This is a genomic window from Spirillospora sp. NPDC000708, from assembly GCF_040299565.1.
In the GTDB taxonomy this organism is placed as follows: Bacteria; Actinomycetota; Actinomycetes; order Streptosporangiales; family Streptosporangiaceae; genus Spirillospora.
The window spans coordinates 75,145-96,604 of record NZ_JBEPCJ010000012.1 but is presented as its reverse complement, the minus strand read 5'-3'; the positions used below and the strand labels follow the sequence as shown (position 1 = coordinate 96,604).

19 protein-coding genes are annotated in these 21,460 nt (G+C 66.5%); 12 read left to right on the top strand and 7 right to left on the bottom strand.

Annotated features, from left to right (window positions below; genetic code table 11):
• The first annotated feature begins 153 nt into the window (after positions 1–153).
• Positions 154–879, top strand: a complete 726-nt coding sequence (locus tag ABT299_RS11640) for a DJ-1/PfpI family protein (protein ID WP_500250629.1) — start codon at positions 154–156, stop codon at positions 877–879.
• A 633-nt stretch (positions 880–1,512) separates the two neighbouring features.
• Here the strand turns inward: ABT299_RS11640 and ABT299_RS11635 are convergent.
• Positions 1,513–1,689 (bottom strand): hypothetical protein, encoded by a 177-nt coding sequence (locus ABT299_RS11635; protein ID WP_500250628.1) that lies wholly within the window; start codon positions 1,687–1,689, stop codon positions 1,513–1,515.
• 779 nt (positions 1,690–2,468) lie between these two features.
• Between ABT299_RS11635 and ABT299_RS11630 the strand changes: the two genes are divergently transcribed.
• Both ABT299_RS11630 and ABT299_RS11625 read left to right on the top strand, forming a co-directional pair.
• A complete protein-coding gene (locus tag ABT299_RS11630; RefSeq protein WP_500250627.1) occupies positions 2,469–2,648 on the top strand; it encodes a hypothetical protein in 180 nt (59 codons plus the stop codon).
• Entirely contained in the window at positions 2,645–3,067 is a 423-nt protein-coding gene (locus ABT299_RS11625) for a Tn3 family transposase (RefSeq protein ID WP_500250626.1), read from the top strand. The genes ABT299_RS11630 and ABT299_RS11625 overlap by 4 nt, the downstream gene beginning before the upstream one ends.
• Positions 3,068–3,116: 49 nt before the next feature.
• Here ABT299_RS11625 and ABT299_RS11620 read toward each other — a convergent pair whose 3' ends face one another.
• Positions 3,117–3,734, bottom strand: coding sequence for a TetR/AcrR family transcriptional regulator (locus ABT299_RS11620; RefSeq protein WP_500250625.1), 618 nt, complete (start codon positions 3,732–3,734; stop codon positions 3,117–3,119).
• Positions 3,735–3,866: 132 nt separating this feature from the next.
• On the opposite strand from ABT299_RS11620, the gene ABT299_RS11615 reads away from it, so the two are divergent.
• A complete protein-coding gene (locus ABT299_RS11615) occupies positions 3,867–5,402 on the top strand; it encodes an MFS transporter (protein WP_500250624.1) in 1,536 nt (511 codons plus the stop codon).
• A 673-nt stretch (positions 5,403–6,075) separates the two neighbouring features.
• Positions 6,076–6,489 (top strand): hypothetical protein, encoded by a 414-nt coding sequence (locus ABT299_RS11610; RefSeq protein ID WP_500250623.1) that lies wholly within the window; start codon positions 6,076–6,078, stop codon positions 6,487–6,489.
• A gap of 73 nt (positions 6,490–6,562) precedes the next feature.
• On the opposite strand, the gene ABT299_RS11605 is transcribed toward ABT299_RS11610, so the two are convergent.
• Complete coding sequence (locus ABT299_RS11605) at positions 6,563–7,297, bottom strand: hypothetical protein (protein WP_500250622.1); 735 nt, start codon at positions 7,295–7,297, stop codon at positions 6,563–6,565.
• A gap of 256 nt (positions 7,298–7,553) precedes the next feature.
• On the opposite strand from ABT299_RS11605, the gene ABT299_RS11600 reads away from it, so the two are divergent.
• From ABT299_RS11600 to ABT299_RS11590, 3 genes are all read left to right on the top strand, one after another.
• Entirely contained in the window at positions 7,554–8,231 is a 678-nt protein-coding gene (locus ABT299_RS11600) for a DNA/RNA non-specific endonuclease (protein ID WP_500250621.1), read from the top strand.
• Positions 8,232–8,288: 57 nt separating this feature from the next.
• Complete coding sequence (locus tag ABT299_RS11595; RefSeq protein ID WP_500250620.1) at positions 8,289–9,398, top strand: NucA/NucB deoxyribonuclease domain-containing protein; 1,110 nt, start codon at positions 8,289–8,291, stop codon at positions 9,396–9,398.
• Between the two features lie 117 nt (positions 9,399–9,515).
• Complete coding sequence (locus tag ABT299_RS11590; protein ID WP_500250619.1) at positions 9,516–9,713, top strand: hypothetical protein; 198 nt, start codon at positions 9,516–9,518, stop codon at positions 9,711–9,713.
• A gap of 850 nt (positions 9,714–10,563) precedes the next feature.
• Here ABT299_RS11590 and ABT299_RS11585 read toward each other — a convergent pair.
• Complete coding sequence (locus ABT299_RS11585; RefSeq protein WP_500250618.1) at positions 10,564–11,133, bottom strand: hypothetical protein; 570 nt, start codon at positions 11,131–11,133, stop codon at positions 10,564–10,566.
• Between the two features lie 104 nt (positions 11,134–11,237).
• A complete protein-coding gene (locus ABT299_RS11580; protein WP_500250617.1) occupies positions 11,238–11,549 on the bottom strand; it encodes a hypothetical protein in 312 nt (103 codons plus the stop codon).
• An 869-nt stretch (positions 11,550–12,418) separates the two neighbouring features.
• On the opposite strand from ABT299_RS11580, the gene ABT299_RS11575 reads away from it, so the two are divergent.
• The 3 genes from ABT299_RS11575 to ABT299_RS11565 all read left to right on the top strand — a co-directional run bounded on the left by ABT299_RS11575 (position 12,419) and on the right by ABT299_RS11565 (position 15,653).
• Positions 12,419–13,111, top strand: a complete 693-nt coding sequence (locus ABT299_RS11575; RefSeq protein ID WP_500250616.1) for a DUF5753 domain-containing protein — start codon at positions 12,419–12,421, stop codon at positions 13,109–13,111.
• An 84-nt stretch (positions 13,112–13,195) separates the two neighbouring features.
• Complete coding sequence (locus ABT299_RS11570) at positions 13,196–14,020, top strand: SAM-dependent methyltransferase (protein WP_500250615.1); 825 nt, start codon at positions 13,196–13,198, stop codon at positions 14,018–14,020.
• 433 nt (positions 14,021–14,453) lie between these two features.
• Positions 14,454–15,653 (top strand): hypothetical protein, encoded by a 1,200-nt coding sequence (locus ABT299_RS11565; protein WP_500250614.1) that lies wholly within the window; start codon positions 14,454–14,456, stop codon positions 15,651–15,653.
• A gap of 485 nt (positions 15,654–16,138) precedes the next feature.
• Here ABT299_RS11565 and ABT299_RS11560 read toward each other — a convergent pair whose 3' ends face one another.
• A complete protein-coding gene (locus ABT299_RS11560; protein ID WP_500250613.1) occupies positions 16,139–16,414 on the bottom strand; it encodes a hypothetical protein in 276 nt (91 codons plus the stop codon).
• Between the two features lie 23 nt (positions 16,415–16,437).
• A complete protein-coding gene (locus ABT299_RS11555; RefSeq protein ID WP_500250612.1) occupies positions 16,438–16,677 on the bottom strand; it encodes a DNA/RNA non-specific endonuclease in 240 nt (79 codons plus the stop codon).
• Between the two features lie 1,356 nt (positions 16,678–18,033).
• Here ABT299_RS11555 and ABT299_RS11550 point away from each other — a divergent pair.
• Complete coding sequence (locus ABT299_RS11550; protein WP_500250611.1) at positions 18,034–21,432, top strand: NucA/NucB deoxyribonuclease domain-containing protein; 3,399 nt, start codon at positions 18,034–18,036, stop codon at positions 21,430–21,432.
• The last annotated feature ends 28 nt before the right edge of the window (positions 21,433–21,460 follow it).

Below are 21,460 nucleotides of genomic sequence, written 5' to 3'. Positions count from 1 at the left end.
ACCGCCAAGTCCCCGACGAAGCCGTCGTCGAAGCAGGGAACGCTTCATGATCCTCGACTCAGGGGTGGGCGCTGGACGACCTCGTGGTCGAGGCACGCGATGATGGCGAGTACATCAGGATGCTGTCGTCTGATCTCATTCAGGGAAGTCGTCATGCGAGTAGCGGTGGTCACCTTCGACGGGTTCAACGAGTTGGACAGCTTCATTGCCTCGGCGCTGATCAACCGGTGCCGGGCCGACGGGCTGGAAGCCTTCATCACCACGCCGACGCCGGTCGTCACGTCGATGAACGGCGTCCCGGTGACCGGGCAACGGCCGATCGAGTTCGTGACCGAGGCCGAGGTCGTGCTCATCGGGAGCGGAGTGAAGACCCGTGACGTGGTCGCCGACGACCGACTGCTGTCCATGCTGCCGCTCGACCCCGGGCGGCAGCTGATCGGTTCACAGTGTTCCGGGGCGCTGGTGCTGGCCCGTCTGGGGTTGCTGAACAGCACACCCGCCTGCACCGACAGGACCAGCCGGCCGTTCGTCGAGGCCAGCGGTGTCAAGGTGCTGGACGCGCCCTTCCACGCCGAAGGGAACATCGCGACGGCGGGCGGGTGCCTGGCATCCCAGTACCTCGCCACGTGGGTGATCACACGCACGCTCGGGGAAGAAGCGGCTCGCGCGGTGCTCGACTATGTCGCACCGGTCGGAGAGAACGATGAGACGGTCGAGCGGGGCCTTCGCGCCGTCCACGGGAGGCCACGACCCGGATGTCCTGGCCCGTTCCCAGCTCGCCGACCAGGTCCACCAGGTCGCGGACGAGCTCGGGGCCGATCAGGTTCATCGGCGGCGCGTCCATCACCACGCTCAGCACACCCTGATCGGTGTGCGTAGAGCGCAGAGTCGTATATGTCATGACTACTCATCCTCTCGGTGACAGGGCCTGGCCTCTGAGCCGCACGGCATGGCGGGGGCGGGGGTCCGCCCGCCTCCCGTCGTTCAGGCAGTCGCTAGTGACCTGCCCCAGGTTCTTGTCTCGTCACACCGCCCCACGTATTAGGCGGCGAAACTCATAGGGGCTCAACCTGTTACTTGTCAGCGTTGTCGTTGAACCAGCCGGGCAGGCTCGGCCACCACTCGTTCGGCCCGGTCGGCCGCCACTCCCCCCTCCAATGAGCTCACCGGAGTATAGGAGCTGAACCTCCGGGCCAGAGCGCGCAGCGCCGTGGCGCAGGACCAGGCGGTGTTGGGCTTGGACACTCCGGTGAGGAACCCGTCGATCGCTTCTTGGCCCGCGATGCTGGCAGGAGTTAGCGGTAGGCCATGCGGACGGCCGTACGCAGCCGAAATGATCTTGGAGTAGGTGTTCCGTATGGGGATCCCCCAACGGAACACCACCCAACGCGGATTGAGCCGCAGGTCGAGGTGTTCCGTAAGACTGTTGCGGACCTTGTTTCGGCTATATCCCCGGTCCGACCAGCTACAACGTGGCTCCGTGATCCCTTTCTGGCGTATTCCGGCTGCCCCCTAGAGGACTCCGGCCTCCTTCAGCGCGGCGACCGCAGCTTGGTAGCGCGGGTCGGCGCGGAGCTCGTTCCAGTCGATTTCGGGTGGCCAGCGGCCGACGCCGATCGCGGCGAGCAGGACGGTGGCCTCGTCATCGGACAGGGTGGTACTAACAGGAGTCCGGAGCGCGGGCTTCAATCACAGCCATGCTTATCATCCGTGGTACCTCCATGCGCCCGGCGGAGAAGACGAAGTACCTCGACGTCCGCTTCGCCTGGTGTGAGCCCGATGCCGTGAATCGCGTTAGCGAGACTCGATTCCGTCTTCTCGTTCGACCAACACAGCGCGGGAGGGTGCGTGCCCCAGTCGATCCAGGCGTGTGGTGGCCCACTCGCGCCGCGGTTGCCTTCGCTCCAGCCGAATTCGAGCGCGCGCCTGACAAGATCTTCAGCACAGGCACGGAAAGCAAGCTCCCGGGCGTCCAACTGTTCCACTGTGGGAGCGAGTTCTCCCTGCCGCTGACATGAGGGGGTGGGCTCGCCCCTCCCCAACCGTCTGACCCGGGCATAGGCATCCAGCCACGGCGGCACATCCTGGCCACAGGCTCGGAGGAATCGGATCAACGGCTCGCGTTGAGGTAGGCCGACAGGAACCTCCCCGCCGACCCAACTGTGGATCGTTGCGGGCGCCAATTCGCACTGATCGGCGGCGCGCTGGTAGCTCCATCCGCTGCGGTCAAATAGCAGCCGCAGCAGACTATAGAAGTCAGCCAGAGTCTCGATCTGTTCTGGACCAGTGACCTGTGGTTCCTTGCCCGAGGCTGCCATCATGCCCTGGTCCCGTCTGCAAGTCGTTCGGTTCCATTCGGAACTCATCTACAGCATGAGGCATCTTCCGGATCGATGCATCCGAACGGGATAACTCCGCAGGCTCCTCCTAAGACCAGCCGGAGGCCCATGGCCAGCTAGGGAGGTTCGATGTCCTACCAGCCCGCACGAACCAAATCTGATGCAGCAGTGGCCATAGCCTTGCTTGTCATCGCGCTTGTCGCCGGAGCGGTCACTACGTGGACCACCACGCTGCGCCTTTGCCTGCTCTGCATCGCCGCGGCGGTGCCTGCCGGGGCCGCCTACGCAGTCTTCCTCCAACTGCGATGACGCCCGGGATTCCGAGGGCCGGGGACGCCACCGGCCTGTCCGAGCCCGCGCTGCGCGAGCAGATCACCGCGATCACCAACCGCACCGAGGCCTTCCACGGCTTCGCCGACTGGCTGATGTTCGGCGGCAAGCTCATCGGCCACAACGACCCCGACCACCAGGAGAAGGTGGTGAAGTTCAACGAGCTGATCGCCAACTGCGTCATCCACTCCAACGCCTGCGACATCACCGACGCCGCCAACGCCCTGGCCGCCGAGGGCCACCCCGTCGACACCGACGACCTGGCCACCGTGTCGCCCTACATCACCCACACCAGCCGCTGGTTCGGGAACTGGACTCTCAACCTCACCCCGCCCGACCAGGCCCCGACCACCCGGCTCGACCTGGAACCGCGGGTGCTGTTCTCACCGCAGAGCTGAGCGAGGGCCTCCACCGGCGCCCAATCGCGCGGGGCCATCGGGGTGTTGGTCAGGGTGGCGGTGCTGCCGCGGCGGCCTGCGGAGGGCGGGAGCAGGTGTGGGCGATCGCGGTCAGGACGCGGTCGCGGGCGGTGCCGGCCGGGCACAGGCCGGTGAGGACGTAGTAGGCCAGGCCTTCGGCGAGTGCGACCAGCGCGATGGCGGCCGGGCCCGGGTCGGGGACGCCGTCGCGTTCCAGGAGCTCGGCGAGTTGGCGGTGGAGGCGGCTGTAATCGGCGTGCAGCCGGGCGGCGATGGCGGTGTCGGTGAGGGCCAGTGCGGTGAATGACTGGCGGACCCGCATGTGCGTGCGGGTGGGTGCGTCGTAGGGGATCAGTTCGGTGAGCACGATGGTCAGCTGCTCGCGGGGCCCGGCGCCGTCGGGTGTCTTGGCGGCGATGCGGGCGGCCGAAAGCGCGTTGGCGCGGTCGAACGCGGCTTCCAGGAGCTGCTGTTTGGTGGGGAAGTAGTGCTGCACACGCCCGGCCGACACCCCTGCGGCGGCGGCGACGCGGGTCTGGGAGACCGCGGCCAGGCCGTCGTCGGCGACGACGGCCAGGACTGCGTCGGCGATCTGGGTGACGCGCTGGTCGTGGTGCGCTCCGGGCCCGCGCGTCCGCTGAGCCATCGAACCTCCTCGTCTGCCATGACCGCTTTCCCAATGTGACCGGATCGGTTTGACCGGGTCCGGCGTGGTCGCCTACGGTCGAAGCCTATCAAAGCAATGTGATCACATTGTTTTGCTGGGTTGGAGGTGGCCATGGCCGAGTCGCGGCACGGCGCAAGCCGTCCGGATGCCGATACGGGAACCGGTGAGCGCCGGACGCGGGCGCGGCCGACGGCGGTCGGCGCCAGGTCGCAGGTGGTGCTGGCGCTGGTGTGCGCGGCGCAGTTCATGGTGGTGCTCGATGTGTCGGTGGTGAACGTGGCGTTGCCGTCGATCCAACGCGCCTTGGGGTTCACGGCGGGGGGTCTGCCGTGGGTCGCGACCGCGTATGCGCTGACGTTCGGCGGGTTCTTGCTGCTGGGCGGGCGGCTGGCGGACCTGTACGGGCATCGGCGGGTGCTCGCCGCGGGCCTGGCGCTGTTCACCGCAGCGAGCCTGGCCGGGGGGCTGGCCGGCGGGGCGGGCGTGCTGATCGCCGCGCGGGCGGTGCAGGGGCTGGGCGCGGCGGTGCTGGCCCCGGTCACCTTGACGGTGCTGACGGCGACGTTCCCCGAGGGGGCGGCGCGGACTCGGGCGCTGGCGGTCTGGACGGCGGTCAGCCTGGCCGGCGGCGCGGCCGGGAACCTGGTCGGCGGAGCGCTCACCGAATACGCGACCTGGCGGTCGATCCTGCTGGTGAACGTCCCGATCGGGGTCGCGGCGCTGGCCGGGCTGCTGACCGGGGCGGTGCCGCTCACCGGGCACGAGACGCGGGCGGGGGCGGCACCCACCCGGGCGCACGGCCAGGCGAATGGCCGGTCAGGCAGCCGAGCGGGCGGGCTGGATGTGCCGGGCGCGGTGCTGGCCACCGGTGGTCTGGCCGCGGTGACCTACGCGGTGGCGCCGGGCGAGGGCCGGGCGGCGGCGGTGACGGCCGCGGCGTGGGCGGTGGGGGCGGCGGCGCTGGCCGGCTTCGCTGTGGTCGAGGCGCGCGTGGCTGCGCGGCCGCTGCTGCCGCCGGGGCTGCTGCGGCTGCGAGCGATCTGGCTGGGAAATGTGGTGATGCTGCTGGCCGGGGCGGCGTTCCAGGTGCCGATGTGGTACTTCCTGACCCTGTACATGCAGAACGTGCTGCACCTGGGCGCGCTGGCGACCGGGCTGGGGTTCCTGCCGCACACCGTGCTGACCTTGGCGGTCGGGCTGCGGGTCACGCCGTGGCTGATGCGGCGCGTTCACAGCCGTGTGCTGATCACGGCGGGGGTGTGGGTCGCCGCCGCCGGATTCGCCTGGCAGAGCCGCGCCGGCGCCGCCGACACCTACTGGACCGGTGTGGCCGGTCCGGCGGTGCTGCTGTCGGTGGGCGGCGCCCTGTTCAACACCCCGCTCACCAGCACCGTCACCGCAGGCGTCGACCGCGCCGACGCCGGCGCGGCATCCGGGCTCATGAACACCGCCAAACAGGTCGGCGGCGCGCTCGGCCTGGCGGCCCTGGTGGCGGTCACCACCGGCGGCACCCACGCCGACACTCGCGCCGAGGTGGGTGGAGCCGTGCTGACCAGCCAGTACGGGCAGGCGTTCGCGCTGACCGCCGCCGCCCTGGCCGTCGTGGGGGTGCTCGCGCTGTGGCTGCCGGCTCGCCGCGACGACTGACCGGCCGCCCTGCCCCGACCCTCGGCGCCATCCGACGCTCGCTCGGCCGCTGGAGCACCCCCACCCACATCGACACAGCCGTCTGTGCACTGATCAACGCCACCGCACAACGGCCAACCGCGCAGTGATGTAGCCGCCGGAGCCCTCCCAGCCGGCCAAAGGCGAGGCCGACCGCCAGACGCGCGTCCCAGCGGAGTGGCGCGCCAGATCGGTCTGACTACGGGCGACGCCCGCACCGAACGCTCTGGTGCCCTTTTATCCCTAGCCCGACCAGCTACAACGCGGGTTCGTGATCCCTGCGCGAGGCGCTGCGAACCGCCGAACGCGACCGCGAGACCGCGTGCGCCGAGCTGGGCGCCGAACGCGACGCGCACGCCGCGACCACCGCGCGCGCCGACACCGCCGCCCGGGACCTGGACGACACCCGCCGCCGGCTGACCGCCGTCGAGCAGGCCCGCGACACCGCAGCCACCGAAGCCCACCGGCAGCGGGCGCGCGCGGACGCCGCCGTCACCGAGCTGGAGGTCGAGCGCGGCGGCCGCCGAGGCCGAGCTGCGCCGCGCGCTGGACGAGGCACGCGCGGACGCCGCAGCCGTGCGCGAGCAGCTCGGCGCCGCCACCGAACGCGCCCGCGAGTGGGATGCCGATGCGACCGGAGTGGCATGATCACGGCGTGAGCAGCCGTAACTTCCCCTTCACGCCGGAGACGTCTCGCGACCTCGAAATCGGTGACTTTTGGACTGTTGAGCTGCTGCTCGACGGACTGTACGGCTGCGTCCAGGTGACGGAACTGGTCCGCAGCGGCCCTGGCAGTCGGGCCTTTCTCGGAGCAGGTGTTGTCGACTGGTGCGGGTCGAGGCCCCCGACCGTGCAGGACGTCACCGGCAGAATCGTCCTGCGACATGGCCTGATCCACATTGATGCGTTCAAACAGACCGGTGCCCAGATCCTCGGGCAGGCACCGGTCACCCATTCTGGACCGCTCACCCCTGTCTTCGGGGAGGTCGAGGTGGGCGACGTCCAGCACGTCTGGGGGTTGACGGCCCTCCCAAACGTCGCGACTTCCGAACTCACCCAGCGCCGGTAGGCAAGAGCCTGACGAGGACCAAAGCCCTCGCCACGGTGGCCTCCATGCGCAGTGGCTGAGGTGAACAACGAGCTCATTGCCTGAGGGCGGCTGCAGCGCGAGCGCCGGCTTCCTTGATCACATCGAGGCAGACGGTACTCAGGAAGGACGCTCTGGCCTGCGAAACGGACAACAGGAGCGCGTATTCGCCTCGCTGGTGGATGAGCGTGCAAGCACGGGTAGTCCCCTTGCCGTCCTGGTCCTCAATGAGCTGGATCCGCTCCGAGGCGTCACCACGCTGTCGGACAAGGTCGCTCTTCAGGGTGCGCCGGTAGCGCCTTCCCTCGAGGCTGTAGGAATAGCTGCGGCAGGCCCCTGGCACCTCAGCCGAGACCAACCGCCGGGTCGCCGTACCGGACAACCGAAGGATCGTCTCCTGCACGAGGATGCCTCGCGCTCGGTCGGTCCACATGGCCAGGGCAGCAGGCGCCAAACGGCCCTCACCACCAAGTTCTTCGATCCGCCCCGGAACCGACATCAACTTGACGCAACGTCCGTCGGTCGGCCACGCTCGCCCGTCGGTCAGTTGCGCGACAACCGCGGAATAGGGCCCTGCTACCGGCCCATACCGGAGCGGGTCGTCTGCCTGCGCCGGCGGCATCGGCAACAACGCCCGCTTCAGACGTTCAGTACCGTCCGCTGCCGTCCTCGGGTCCGGCGCATCCTTACCCGCCCGGTCATCCTCCTTGCCTTCCACCGCGCCGCAAGCACTGACGACCACGGCAAACATCGCCACACCGGCGGAGAGGCGAGAGAGACCAAGCAGCACCGAATGATCATAAGGGACATATAAGGATCGCGAGGTTGTCCGGCAAAGGGCCTCGCTGCAGGGCCTCGTTCCGCCTACCCGAGGCCTCGCTCGATCGCCGCAATACCCGCCAGGCAGCCGACCTCCTCCTTTCCGCGCCACCCCCCTCTTTCGACCACGCACAGTGTCAAGTGATTGCCGTGTGTGTTGTTCTGGCTGCGATCACGTCCGCCCGGCCGTCCCACCTCAGCCGGCTCCTGGAAGGAACCCCCCGCCCGTGGCCCGTCTCCGGCCCCTCGCCGCGCTCACCGCGGCCTCGCTCGCAGCCGCCCTGACCACCGTCCCCGCCCACGCCGCCTTCGCCGCCCCGGCGCCGACCCGTTCCACCTCGGTCACGGCGCGCCTCTCGGAGCGGGACGTCGACCAGGTGCCGTGCGCCGAACACATCGGCGCCAACGCGACCTACCACGCTAACGGCGCCACCTACACCACCGACGCCCAGGGCCGCCCGCTGCGCGCCGAAGCCGACGACCTGACCGCCGGCGTCGCCGACCGCGGCCCCTGCCAGCGCGCGGTCGGGCACATGGGCCCCACCGCCGGCTACGACGGCGGCCACCTCATCGCGGCGACGCTGCACGGCGTCGACGAGCGCTACGACCTGGTCCCGCAGTGGGCCAGCGTGAACCGCGGCATCTACGAGCGGATGGAGTCCGGCGCCAAGAAGTGCCTGCAAGCCCCCGGCGGCCGCATCACGCACTACCGCATCCGCGTCAGCTACCCCGACGCCACCGCGCTGGCACCCGACCTGTACTTCACCGACGTCGCCATCGACACCGCCGCCCACACCGCGCAGACCATCCGGCTCACCATCCCCAACCGGGCCCTGGACAACACCGAGTACACCCGGCTGCGCCGCGAACTCGACCAGCGCCTCACCGCCGCCGGCTGCACCTGACCCCGAGCCCGACAGTGCGCCCATCCCGCCGATTCCATCACCCCCTGGAGAGGTTCGATGCACCACTTCCTGCCCGCAAGGTTCGAGCGGGCACGCCGGACGATCGTGCTGCCCGGGCTGGTCACGCTGACGCTCGGCGTGCTTGCTCCCACAGCCTCAGCGGCCCCGTCCCGCCCCGCCGCGCCAGCTGCCGCCGACGTGACCTCCGCTCGCCTGCGCAGCACTTCACCACCACCCAGCCCCGAGCGGGCGGCCGGCTTCGGTGGGCACACCCGCCAAGCCAAGGCCGTGTGGGACCCGCCCGCCCCGGCCCGAGGCCATGCGCAGGCCACCGCGGCGTGTCCGGCGATGACGCGGTTCACCGACTGCGAGACCCGCACCGGTCGGGTGCTGTGGCTGGTCGACGGCGCCCCGCAGGGAGAGGCCGACTACCGCTCCACGCTGGAGCTGACCACCAAGGCCAACTCCGCGGCGTTCACCGTGAAGCTAACCATCCAGGTCCAGTCCTCGAACCTGCCCGCAGGGTCGGGCGCCGACTTCGAGGCCGACTGCGACCACCCCTGCGCCACCAACAGCTCCCTGTCGGGCTCGATGGCCGCCGGCGCCGGCTACAGCGGCACCTTCTCCTACACCGACACCACCACCTCCCACCACGAACCCCAGCTGACCGTCACCATCACCCCGCGCATCCCCGAAGCCGACACGACCCAGCCCGGGCGCGGCGTCCTGCAGCTCCGAGTCCGCTGCGACGACGAGTTCGAGCGCCTACTGGCCGGCTGCGTCAACCCCGCCTACATCCCGACCATGACGACGATGACCCAGCTGCCCGACATCGCCACCAACATCCGCGGCATCCAGGCCCGCGGCGGCTACGGCGTGCCCGGCCATCCAGCCCAGGCGCTGCACCGCGAATCCGACCCGGCCGAGCAGGACCAAAACCGCGAGGAAGCCTGCAGCATCCGCGTCACCGGCCCCCGCCCGGCCGGCAAGTCCTGCGACGAGTACCCCTTCGCCTCCACCAAGGAAGGCGGCAACGCCCTGCCCGCCCTCTACCACGGCTGGGCCTTCGTCCCCGCCGACCAGCAAAACCGCCAAGCAGGATTCATCACCGGCTTCTACAAACAGAACCGCGTCATCGACAACGACCCCTTCTACGTCCAGGTCTAACCCCGGGCTGCCCGAGGCGCCAGCCAACGACCGCGCCCGATCGGTGCGCCGTCGCTCCGCCCGAAGGACGCGGCGACGGGAGAACTCCGGGCAGGAACCCCGATATGGAACGTCGCTATGAACGCATCCCCGGAGCAACCGCGCCCGGTGATACTGCTGGTCAGCGAGTGGCTGCAGGTCGACGCGGTGCTCGACAACGAAGCCTCCAGCGACACCGGCGACGACCAGGCCGCCGAGCTGGCCCTGCGCATCCGTGAGACCGGATGGGCCCAACTACCCGACTGGCCCACCGAACCCGCCGGCTTCGCCGCCTGACCCCGCCCGGCCAGACCGTCACCGTGCCACCGACCCCGCCACAATGGGACCTCACCCTCACCACGCTGCACCAATGGGCGCACGTGGCAGACCGCAGCGGCTCCCGCGACCGCCACCAGAACCCCCACCGGCTACGATCGCCACAAAGATCACGCAGCAGCTGCACGTGCCCTACAGCTAGTACTCCTGCCGCCAGCGGGCCGCCCGTGTCGGCTTGCCGCCCCACCGACCCCCGCCAGCGCCCGCATCGAACAGGCCCAGCGACACGTTGAGGGCTAGGCCGGTCGTCGAACGGCTGAGAACTCTGCGATCCCAAGCCGATATGCTATTTACTCAGTGTTATTCAATACTGTCATACAGTGATGGGGGTGTGTGAACCAACGCTTTGGTGGAACCGTGGCCGCCGCGGTGACCGGGGTTGTGCTCGCGGTGTGCCCGGCCGTACCGGCGCTGGCCGCTCTCCAGGGCCGCAGATCCAGGTGAGCGAGGCGCCGGCGCAGGTGGCCGGGGCGAGTCCGGCAGCGGCTGCGGGTCCCACACACCGACGAGCCTGGGGATGCTGGCGGCGACCTTCCTGCTGAGGCCCTCGGCGATCTCTCGGGCGACGGTATCGATGCGCCACCGTAGCGCCCAGATCCCGGCGAAGATGGCTGAACTTCGTCGGGGATCCGCGGTGTTTCGGGGGTCACTCTTCGCCGCTGGCGCCGCCCGCCGGGCCGCGTTCGTCATGAGGCGCCTGGCCAATCTGCAGGACTCGGACTGGACCCGGACGGCAGGCTGGACGCCTTTCTGTGACTGATCCGATGAGCGGAAGGATTCGTTGCGTCTCATCGGTCCGGAAGGCCGCGGATCAACGCCTGTAGGTCGGTGGAAGCCAGAGGTATCCGCAGGTGCGGGTCTCTTTGCGCCGGACGTTGATGGGGCGGTAGGCGTCGGGGTTGATCAGCCCGGTTGCGGCGGCGTGCCGGTAGAGCTCGTGGGATACCAGCATCGCCACGTCGGCGTCATCGACCTGCTGCAGGTGCTGTTTGAAGGCAGGGGCTTCTAGGAGCCGGAACAGGTGCGTTAGTGGATGACCCAGAACTCCGTGCTGGTCTTGCTGTACTTCGCCGGTGTGGACAGCAACACGGAGCCGGAGCCGGCCGAGGTCGTTGGTGAGCCGGTTGGAGCGGCGCAGCAGGGCGGTGAGGTGGTGGGCGAGCGGGTCCATGGCATCGGTGGGGCGTGTGTCGGCCGGGGCGATGATCAGCGCGCCATCGCCGCGGTCCTCGACGTGGCAGGCCTCCCAGGGCAGCCGGGACATCTGGAAGGCCTCCTGTAGGTGCTCGTACAGGTGCTTGCGCAGGAGCCGCTGGGCGTCGGCGTCGCGCCGCTGATCGCCGAACTGGGGGATGTCGACGCCGATGAGGGTGGTGTGCATGGTTTCGCTCGCTTGGCTGCTCGGAGGAACGGAGGGAAGCGCCTGGCCCAGGCTGATGGCCAGCCGCGCCGCTGATCGGCCAGTGGCAGGTGCCGGGTACGGCGTCAGTCGAGCATGGACTCATCAGCCCAGAAGTCCTCGAGTTGGCGGGCGGTGAGCTTCTCGATCGGTACCGCGGGCAGAGCCTTGCCGGTCTGGATCGACCACATCGTGATCAGCGACAGTGCAGCTCGCGCGTCGTCCAGGCAGGTGGCACCTGCGCCGATCTGGTTCGAACCTGCCGCGGCCGGACCGGGGCCGGAGCTGGTGATGAGGCGGTGAAGCGGGGATGCGGCGCACGGGAGCATCGAGGTTCCTTTCGCGAGAGGGTCGAGAGGCGCCCGCACATGCTCGAAGAGGCAGGTCTTGGGCTGCACGGACGTGAGATCACCCTGACGGCTGCGGGCGGGACCATGCGACCTAAACGCCGCTTCCCGGACGTTACTCGGATATACCGTTTGGTATCCGGGAAGCGTCCGGGAATCCGCGCCAATCTGACATTCGCTTGAAACCGCTGCGCCGCAGCGTGTTGAGTGAGGTCCGACTGAGTCGACTGTTATGTGTCATGTGACCTGCTTTCCGCTGTTGGCCTGCCGCTATGGTCGGCGGCGGCGACGGGCAGGCGGCTTGATAACGATCGGATGCGGGCATGGTGAAGGATGATCGTGCGGCGCAGTACTCCAGAACGGTTGCGTTGCTGAACCGCGATCGCATTAAGGCCGATAATCCGACATATAACTACATTGGGAGCATTTCGGCCGAATTGGCGGGGCGGACGGTGTATGGCGTGCGGGTCGAGCCGGTGCCGCGTACGACGGCCAACGATGTCATGAGAGGTCTTCACAAGAGCAGGCTGCGCTGGGAGCTGGTGGCGAGCCTGTGGGCGGTGATCCACTACATCGCCGAGCAGCGCGGTATCGACACCGCGGCCATGACCTCCCGTGAGGAGCTCCAGCGTGCCTTCCGCTCATCCGAGCCGCCCGAAGCCGCCAGCCCGGCAGCAGCCGCTGCCCCGCCACCGGCCGCTGCTCCACCGTCCCATCCTGAACCCGCCCGCACGCACGCCGAGCATTCACAGCCCGAGCGCTCCGGGCCTGAGTCGCCGCGCCCTGGGCCGCCGGGGACTCCCGCGCGGACACACGCGGACGCGTGGTGGTCCGGACCGGAAGCCAGCCGATCCGACGAAACGTCCGGGTGTGGCACCGATCTGCTCTCCCCCGCGCCGATTGCCTCCAGACTGGGCCCCTTGAACGGCGGCGGCTCCGCCAGCGGCGACGACCCTCGCGACGCCGCGCGCCGGCTGCTCGCCCGCGCTCGCCTGGACGACACCGAGGTGTGGTGGCAGGACTACCACGCGGTGGTGCCCAGGTGGTTCGCGCCGTACCTCACCTTGGAGCCCGAGCTGTCGCTGATCCGGGTCTACGCGCCGCGCCGTGTCCCGGGCCTGCTGCAGACGCCCGGCTACGCCCGGCACGTGCTCGCCCAGGATCTGCCCGGCATGTCGGCCGACGAGCTGGAGCAGCGGATCGCGCTGCGTCGGCTCCGGCAGCAGATGCTGCACCGACGCGACGCCCCGCGCTACTGGGCCATCATCGACCAGCGGGCCCTGGCCCGCAGCGCGGCCCCGCCGGAGGTGCTGCGCGAGCAGCTCAAGCACCTGATCTCCATGGCCGCCTACCAGTACGTCACCGTGCAACTGGTCCGCAGCGCCGACGCCGAGCGCGTCGTGCTGGCCGGGCCGATCACGCTGATGCGGTTCCCCGAGCCAGGGCTGGGCGACATCGTCTATCTCGAGCACCACGACTACGGCCACTACGTCGAGGACGCCGAGACCATCCACTACCTCTCGCTGCGCTTTCACCAGCTGGCCCTCAAGGCGATGGAACCGCACGACAGCGTCAGCCTGCTGCTGAACATGCTTGACCGCCTCCAGCCATGACCCGCCCCGCCCCGTGCAATGCCGCGCCAGGTCTGCTGTCATGGCCAGAAGGGACAAGCAGCGCACAGGCCCGGGGGTTCACCGATGGACAGCGAAAGCCGACAGTTCTGGCCCGAAACCGACGATGACCCCGATGGCGGAATCGATACCAGCGTCCCGCACTCGGCACGGATCTGGAACTACTGGCTCGGCGGAAAGGACAACTTCCCCGTCGACCAGCAGGCCGGCGATGAATACGCCCGCACCTTCCCCGGCATCACCGCCCTGGCCCGCGCCAGCCGCGACTTCATCGGACGCGCCGTGACCTACCTGGCCGCCGACCAAGGCGTCCGCCAGTTCCTGGACATCGGAACCGGGCTGCCCACCGAGAACAACACCCACCAGGTCGCCCAGCGCGCCGCCCCCGACGCACGGATCGTCTACGTCGACAACGACCCGCTGGTGCTGGTCCACGCCCGCGCGCTGCTGACCAGCACCCCCGAAGGCGCCGCCCACTACCTCGACGCCGACCTGCGCCAGCCCGAGCAGATCCTCGCCGGCGCCCGCCAGCACTTGGACTTCGCCCAGCCGATCGCGCTGATGCTGATGGGCGTCATCGGCCACATCCCCGACGACGCCACCGCCACCGCCACCATCACCACACTGGTGAACGCCCTCCCGTCCGGCAGCTTCCTGGCCCTCTACGACGGCACCGCCACCGACCAGGCATTCCTCGACGCTCAGCAAGGCTACGACGACACCGGCGCCGACCCCTACCGGCTCCGCAACCCCAACCAACTCCGCGGCTTCTTCACCGGCCTGGACCTCATCGACCCCGGCGTCGTGCCCGTACCACACTGGCGCCCAGACCTCTCCCCCATGCCCCCAGACACCGTCGACGCCTACGGCGGCGTCGCCAGAAAACCCTGAGCCACCACCAGCCGCCCCACGACAACGGACGGTTCCCGCAGAACGCGGCCCGGCTCGGCTAACGCAACCTCCAGGCTCCATCCACGACGTCTGATCAATGCCGCTCCCCCCAGAGGCCACCAGATACAGCACGGCGACATAACCGGCGCCAGCGCCTACTGCCCCCTCCTCCCTGGCTCCTTGATCTCTCGGTCGGCCCTGCGCACGCTGGGCTATAACGCCTCAAGTACCTCTTCGGCCGGACCATCGACCTGGATCAGCCAACTCCATGCGGATGAGTCTAGGCTAGAAGCGACTCTCACTCTAAGAAAAGCGTGCTCGCATAGGGACTGTGGCGGCCGTCAACACGTTGACCTGCATGATTGCATTAGTGCTACGTGCGCGGCGTTGTCCTGTGATATCTGAATTGAGGACCGAAGTACAGGAGGAGCCCATGGACGAGATCTACGCCGAACTCCGCCGCCTCACCACGACGGACTCCCGAGAACTAGATCGCGTCTGCGAGCGGGTCGCCAGCGAACTGCTGGAACAGGGCATCGAACCGAACTTCAGCGTTGAGTCCGCCGACTTTGGGCGGGATCCGTTCCTGATCTGCGCTGACCGATACTGGCGCCTCCGGTTCCTCGCGGCGCCGACGGTCACCACCGCGGCCAAGTGCGCTCGATGGCTGCACCAACGTACGGCTATCGAACACCGAGGGGAGATTGCAGAGAGATGGGCGCTCGGCTATTCCTTCATCACACGTGACACACTCGAGTCTCGCGACGAGTTGAGTGACGCAACCGCCCAGCTCATCGAGCAGAGCGCAGGCGCCGCAGATGTCATCTTCTTCGCCGCACTTTATCATGCAGGAAAACTACGCGCCGATTTCTCGTTCGAAGAACTTCGCATATTCTTGGAATCATCATCACTGGCGCTGACAGCAGGTCTGCGGCGCGACGAGCCAATCTTTGTCGCTCTGGAAGCATTTGCCGCTTTCGGCAGCCGAAACGCTACCACCGAACACGCCATCGAACTATTCGACCGCGCATGGAACCACCCAGCCCGGACGCGTCATGTCGTCGATGTCTGCCTCAACGCCCTCTGGGCTGCGGTCCCGTTTCCGGAACAGGGAGCTTTGCTGGGCGACCGCGCCAAAGTGGCTGTCGAACTCTACCCGGGCGACCACATCTTCTATTTCAGGCTCGCCACCGGGCAACGTCTATCTGATGAGCACCGAGCAGCATTGGACAGCATTGACACTGCGCTACGGTTACTGCCGGCGACCGGCAACCGCGGCAGCCACAAACTCCTTCAAGAGCAGTACATCCGTGAACGTGGCCTGATCGTCGATGGCATCCAGCGGGCAACTTGGACGCTTGAGCACGAGCGTCAGCAAGAGGCAAGTAAGGCTGCCCTTGCCGAACTACGCAAGTCCGCCAACAAGAACGTTGTACGGGCGATGGAACTAGTCACTGTCTTCGCCGCTGTCATCGCCTTCGCCTTCGGCTCGCCCCAGTTCGTCATCAACGGGTCAATCAAACTACACGATCGCATTTGGCTTCTGCTGGCCTTCGGCTGGAGTTTGACGGTCTTCGCTTTCATCATCGTCTTCGGAACTTGGGCCATCACACGCGACCGCGACAAACGCTGACTCTTGACTCGATCGACGGTAAGGAGCCTCGGTGCCGCACGTTGTGCTCCACCTATACGGTCCCCGACGTGGCGACCATCCATCGCAGATGCTGAGGCAGGAAACCCCGTCGTGACCCTATCGTCTCAGCGGAACGTTATGAGGGCCTGCAAAGGTCAGTGCCAGCCCAGCGCGGCCTCCCCGTTGATCGGTAGGCATAAACGTGGGAACCACCTCCGGCCGTCCGTCCTCTGGCTCCGCGTCCACGTCGAAAGCTGCACCACGGGCGAGTGGTCGGCGTGGAAGCGTAGCGGCTCGTGGAACGGCAACCAGGGCTTCGAGACCGTCCTCGCGAGCTGACCGGACGCCGGCCACCGCGTCTGGGGCCCCGCTCGCTCCCGGCGAGCGGGGCCCTCTCCCGCCGTACTCGGCCTTGCCTTCGACCGCCTCGACTCCGGGGCGGACTCGACCGCTCATCACCGCGCCAGGGGCGTCCAGCGCGGGGACTAGGTGCAGCCGGCAGCAGTCAGGCGCCGTTCGAGTTCGCCGCGCAGTTTGCCGTACTCGCTGTGCTCCAGGGCCCGGTTGGGGATGGTGAGGCGGATGGTCTGCTCGGGGTGGTCGGCGGCGTCCACGGTGACGTCGGTGTTGCAGAGGTCGGGGACCAGGGTCGTGGGGTTGGAGTAGGTGAGGTGGATGCGGTAGTGGGTGATGCGCCCGCCGAGGGCTTTCAGGCAGCGTTTGCTGCCGACCTCCATCTTCTCGTAGATGCCGCGGTTCACGCTGGCCCACTGGGGACCAGGTCCTAGCGTTCGTCCACGCCGTGCAGGGTGGCGGCGATGAGATGGCCGCCGTCATAGCCGGGGGCGTCGGCCATGTGGCCGACCTTCTGGCAGGGGCCGCGGTCGGCGACCGAGGCGGTGAGGTTGTCGGCGGCGCTGACCGGGCGGCCCTGGGCGTCGGTGGTGTAGGTGGCGCCGTTGGCATGAAAGGTGGCGCTGGCTGCTAGGTGCCGGTCGCAGGGGACGTCGTCGATGTCACGCATGACTGCGGCTGCGGGTGGGATCTGGTGAGGGACGGTGTGGACGGTTGCGGCGCTGCATTGCGGGATATGCCCATGCACCAGTCTGGGGCCGCGCGGACACGGCCGAGCTCACCGACCACCCGGGGGGACGCGCTATGCCGCAGGCATGGCGTATGAGGTCACGGTGTGGGTGACAACGTGTGGAGCGTGCGAGGTGCCGTTGCTGCTCATCGGTTGCCTGGGGGACCCGTCCCGCGGATCCGCCCACGACCATCCCGCCGCTGGTGTTCGAACTCGACGGCGCTGAACTCCCGCCGGAGACGCAGGCGGCCCTGGACCAGCAGGTCGTCGATCACGCGAAGTCATAGCGACCACTGGCGCATGGCGGCGAACCGTCCTCGGCGTGGATGCACTGGACATCTGGGCGCAGGCGACACCCCCGGCCATCATGATTCAGTGGTCCGCCGACCAAAACTGAAACAGTCCAGCCGTCTTCACAGGGCGCTGCGAATCGGGAAGGCGGGTGACCGCATTGCTGCGCCCCGGTCCCTGCGGCGTTACTTCCCCCATCAGGCTGGTCGTGCTCGCGATCGCGGCCTCCGGATATAAGGCCATTGGTACTCGGACGATCCCCGCGGGCGCGGGGCCGAGGCTGGTCTGCGCAATCAGTCCGTGCTGACGACCGGGTGTTCTCCAGAATCCACATGTCTCATGGGACACCGGAGCTTCCGCACGGCCGCCAGTCACTCTGCCCCGGCCTATGGGTCCAACCTATGGGCTCCGAGAGGCTGAGCCAGCAGCGCGGCTACAGGCGATGTGAGTGCGGCAGTGCCGCTCTCAGTCGACTGCCGCATCCCAGAGCCCCATGCCGAGTGCCGTCGATCCTTGCCTCGACAGCATGCCCACTCGATGCAGGGAAGCCGCACCTTCGAAGGACCTCAGGGGCGCCCTCTGACGGCGGTAGCTCTACCCACGAAGGCTCACCAAGGCCAGAGAACGGCCGATATCGGTCATTCTAATGAGCCAATCCATTGTGTGATCCAGATCACAATACGCCTCGATCATCCACATCTTCCCAAGATCGCAACACCGGGTTAGATTGCCTGTGATCCAAAGATCGGAAATACCTCTCATATACCCAGTGACCCGTTCCAGGTCGAGCAGAGAGCCTCAGAGAACCCAACCCCCTAGGGTCCATCAATTGCGCCACTCCATGTGCACTACAGCGCACCTCTGGGACTGAAGACGCATCCCATCAACTCTTTCAGACCAACACCTTCAGGGGGTGACATAAAGAAAGGAAAGCAAACGACCACACTACAAATATGGCGCTACAGGAAAGCGCGAACAACACAACAGCTCAGCGAAAGGAAGTGAATGAGGAAAATACTGCAAAGTGTCCCAATCGCATTATTTGCCCTTCTCTGCATCAACATCCAGCCTGCTGACGCGGCCCCGAAGGCACCGATCTCCTCGCCTCAACAGCCCAGCAAGAATCCTGCCCCGACGGCAGGTCAGCGCCCACGCGCTCTCTCCAAGGAGATGAAGACGCAACTTGGAGGGCGGGTACGAGCAGGAAGCGTGCCCAACTCCTGCACCGACATGCGCAAGAAGGCACCCGAACTCAGAAAGAAGGGCATCAAACGATACCAGTGCATGGAAGAAGTTACACCGAACGCGAAGGCAGTTAAGGACGCACTGACGCGAGCCGCCAAGGCGCAGTCGTCACAGAGAAGCATTGCCAGCAGTTCGGACCCGCCCCCCTCGGACTGTGGCATCAGCGTCTGGAAATATACGAGAACAGCCACGTGTGCCGTAAAAGGCTACAGCATGAACTCCTGGGAGCTAGATGAATCCGGTATTCCTATCAAGTTGATAGGAAGGCTCCAGGTGAACGTCTTCCAGTTCGCATACGCCCTGGAATCGGGCCCTCTTCCCACCGGGGGATACCCAGATCAGGAATACGTCTACCGTGTCGACATCGATAAGGACATACCGGACAGCTTCGGCGCAATCTCAGTTGGCGCCACTGTGTCAGCCCAGGCACAGGGCTGCGAAAGAGATGCCTCGGCATGCGACTGGTCTCCTGCTACTCAGCAGACTACCGGAGGAGCAAAGACCTCATTGACCGGAGGGCGGGGCTTCCCGCTCCAGCCAGTCGATGGGATAACTACCGCCTACGGCGACTGGGACGTGTCGCCAGGAACAGCCAATCCGCCGGCCCTGTTCAACTTCTCCACGCCTAACATCAGCATATTCTTCGAGACTCCCGGCGGCTCGGACCCGGCAAGCACCTATTATCCGTCTCCGCCGTCCGGAATTCGCTGTGACGCCATATCGGGGAGAATCACTCCTGGATGCGTATATACGGAGTACACTCCCGACTTTACTCCGGATCCGAATTACCCGACGACCGGGATCTACGGCTACACCCTGGACGGTCCCTACCGGGAGCTCGCAAAGCACATCTACGACGCTCAGATTGGCCGGGGGGTACCGGGACTCACGCCAGGAGCCGGCGTCAACAGCAGTACCGGGTATGCTCTGCGGAAAAATGACGGTGCCGGGGAAGCCGACGCGAATCGCACCAAGGCATGCGGGAACCCGAAACCGCCAGCCGGGCAGGGAGACAGCTGCGACGAATTCCCGTTCGCATCGACCCAAGAGGGTGCCGCCGCTCCAAATGGTCCTGGCTACAGTTGTCGAATGATTGACGAAAACCAAAATTCGCCAGGGGGCACCCTGCTGTCCTGGTGGTACACCAAATACCACATCCTCAGGAACGATCCGTTCTACGTCACCATCCCCAAGGGAACCTTCACCGGCAACCGCACGTGGCACCCGAACACCACCAATACATGCAGTTACCCCGACAAGCCACCTTCCAGCCCGGCCCCGCAGACCGGCCTTAACCTATCTGCTGGAAACCGTCGAGCACCCATCACTGGGCTCTACGACTGGTCGAAGGCCGGCTACCTGCAAGGCGGCGATCTGCCGGGTGACAGCGACTTCGGCGGTACGACTATTTCCGCCGAGCAGATGAGCAACCAGTTCGGGGTCAAGCCAGACGACGGCGTCGATGACAGCGCCGGGATCCAGGCGGCCATTGACTATATGAAGACCAACTGCACATCAGGCAGTTACACGCACCTCTGCAAGATCATCCTTCCGGGCGGAACTCTCGAGGTCTCCAAGCAGATCTGGGTGGACGTCAACTATCTGGTCATCAGCGGGCAGGGGACGGGCTCGGGTGGAACACGTATGGTCTTCACCCCGGACGCGACCACGCGCTATGACACCGTCACCCCGGATGGGAGTCGGTGGGACCAGGACTGCATGACCGTCAAGGACGACACCGGCAAGACCATCGCTACAGCTGGCTGGCTATGGCCGGGACGCGGCCTGTTCCGCGTGCAGTCACGCGCCGTGCACCCGGACTATCAAACTGCATACGACAACTCACCTGAAGGAAGAAAAGATATCTTCGAAGGCACGGTAAACGTGCATTGGAAGGCAGGAGCTAAACTTAGAGACAAGCCTGGTGATACCGGATTCGCTGCACGGACCGGCGATTCCAAGGTCTACCTCGATGTCAAGACGCCAAGCAAGGTAATGGCCAACATCAAGGTGGGCGGATACATTAACATTCGTGCCGCGAACACGATGAATTTTTACCAGCAGATGCAAGCTCTGCCCACAGACTTCGACCTGCAAGACATGCATATGCGGCAGCAGATCTTCCAGATCACTGGGGTCGGCAACTCGTCCACCGACAAATGGATCACCATCGACAAGCCCCTGGAATACGACGTTCCGGTGAACTCGACCTCCGATGGCTCTGACCCCATACCCGCACCAAAGAACCCGAGCCCGTGCGCAGATGCCGCCACAACGACCGCACCCTATGCCTCCAAGGCCAGCCCGATAGTCGACCCCATCCTGGGTGTCGGGATCGAGAACCTGACGATCAGCCAGAACGAGCCCTCGCTCAACAGAGGCGACGCCGTTCACAACTACGGGAACATGGACCCTGCGGGCGCGATGCACGGCATCGTGCTCAAGTGGGCGATCAACGACTGGGTGAAGAACGTCCACACCGACATGACGGGTTCCCACCCCATCGTCACGGAAGAGGCAAAGAACCTCACCATCACAGATAACTACCTCGATGGATCCTGGAACAAGGGCAAGGGCGGGAACGGATACTTCCGCGGATCTCGCGTATGGGATTCGATCTATGCCGGAAACATTACCCGCAACCTGCGGCACTTCACCTTCCAGTGGTCTGCATCCGGAAACGTCGCGATCGGGAACGATATCGATTCAGACTTCAACCTTCATGGCGGCTGGGAGCGAAACAACCTGATCGAAGACAACCGATCCAACGTTCCCTTCGCTCACCGGTCCGCCAACTGCTTCAGCAACTGCGGGGACGAGGGAGACAGCCCTCCAGACAACTCCAACTGGTACCCGATCTGGTGGGCAGCAGGAAGAAAGGCCGTCAAATGGTCCGGATCATCCGGATACAATAACGTGTTCTTCAACAACACGATGACGAAGGAGACCGAACCTGGAGGCGCCTACACGCCGTTCTATGCGGATCGGACGCGAATATACGAATTCGGGTGGAACTGTTCATCCTGGCAACCACTCGGAAATGGGAGTTCTATCGACGACTGGGCCGGGCACGAGACCGAAGACTTCACTAACGGAGGCGGAGTCTGCGCGCAAAAGACCGACCAGGGCCCATCTCTTTTCCTCAAGAATGTTGGATAGTTAAGGGCCTGGTCTAGCACGATCGCAG